General features: G+C 41.1%; 1 protein-coding gene. It reads left to right on the forward strand.

Annotated features, from left to right (window positions below):
* Window positions 1-49 precede the first annotated feature (49 nt).
* Window positions 50-1,684: an arylsulfatase gene (locus ACZFYI_RS20025; protein ID WP_462525888.1), complete on the forward strand. Its 1,635-nt coding sequence runs from the start codon at window positions 50-52 to the stop codon at window positions 1,682-1,684.
* Window positions 1,685-1,761: the final 77 nt, after the last annotated feature.

Raw genomic sequence — 1,761 nt, forward strand, 5'->3', positions numbered from 1 at the left:
CTTGGAATTAATGGCTTGTAAACAATAAAAATTAAATGAAGTACGGAAAATGAAAAATATCTCTAGACTTATCTTCTTTGTAACTTTTATTGGTTGCTCAATGGTTTCCTGCCAACAAGAGAGCAATAAGCCAAAGCCTCCCAATATACTACTGATCGTGGCCGATGATTTGGGATATGCGGATTTGGGTTCCTTTGGAGGTGATATTTCCACGCCAAACCTAGACGAACTTGCCAAAACAGGTATCCGTTTTAGCCGTTTTCATACAGCCCCAGTTTGTGCAGTCACTCGGGCTATGCTTTTATCGGGAAATAATAACCATATCGCAGGTATGGGTTCGCAACAACTCCAAACCAAAGTCGCGGGTTATGAAGGACATTTGACTGATAGAATTATACCCCTTCCGGATTTACTTCGAACCGCTGGATATCATACCTATATGGCAGGAAAATGGCATTTAGGGGATAAACTTGAGCATGGGCCTCAGGCAAAAGGATTTGAACATTCATTTTCAATCAAGGGAGAAGGAGGAGCAAATCACTTTAGTAATGCGGGGATTTTTCCTGAAACTCCGATAACAGAATATACCGAAGATGGTGAAAAAGCAGAATGGAAGGAAGGAGATTATTCCACTGATTTTTATACAGACAAACTTATTTCCTACATCGACCGTCACAGGGAAGACGGAAAACCATTTTTTACATTCGCTGCCTATACTTCTCCCCATTGGCCACTGCAGGTTGAGGAGAAATATTGGAGAAAATATGAAGGCCGCTATGATGAAGGTTACGAGGTATTGAAGGCAAAGCGCTTTGAAAGTTTAAAGAAAGCAGGAATGATTTCAGAAAATGCAGTATTGCCCCCGTCCCATCCCAATGTCAAGCCTTGGGATTCTCTTTCACCCGATGAGCAAAAAAAGGAAGCGCGAAAGATGGAGCTTTATGCCGGTATGGTGGATAACCTGGATTATAACATCGGAAGGATAATCACTTACTTAAAAGAAACAGGGCAATATGAAAATACCCTGATTGTCTTTATGTCAGACAACGGGGCAGCGGCAGAGGATTTTTATTACAGTTCATTTTATGGCCCTTTTATCCAGGAAAATTATTCAGACGAATATGCCGAGATGGGAAAAGAAAATTCCTTTATTTCCTACGGCTCACAATGGGCCGAGGCGGGTTCAGCGCCATTCAAATTTTACAAGGGTTTTACCACCGAAGGAGGGATTAATACTCCGATGATCATAGCCGGACCGGGAATCGAAAACCAAGGCAGCATCAATGATTCATTCTTGACTTTGATGGATTTTGCACCTACTTTCTATGAATTGGCAGGTATCAGTTATCCGGACAAATGGAAGGAAAAAGCAGTAAAACCCTTGCTTGGAAAATCGCTTGTCCCATTGCTATCAGGAAAATCAGATTCGGTTCACGATTCTACCTATGTATTTGGATTGGAACATCGGGGCTATGCCATGATCAGAAAAGGGGATTGGAAGATTGTGAATATTGAGCGCCCTTTCCTTTTGGGTAATTTCCGACTTTATAACCTCAAATCAGACCTTGCAGAGAAAAATGATCTGACCGGAACTTTTCCCGAAAAATATCAGGAAATGCTGGGGGAATGGGAGAAGTTTTCAAAAGAGGTCGGGGTTGTCATTCCCACTCCAAAAGAAGAATAGAAAAATTGAACAGCTATATGAAGTCAAGAATTTGAAATTAACCTTTCTCAAAAATGGGGAAATTTTAACGAGTAAAA

Source organism: Aquiflexum sp., assembly GCF_977115555.1.

Excerpts from the sequence above, each read along its gene's own strand:
- ACZFYI_RS20025 (WP_462525888.1), top strand. The coding sequence starts at position 50 with ATGAAAAATATCTCTAGACTTATCTTCTTTGTAACTTTTATTGGTTGC.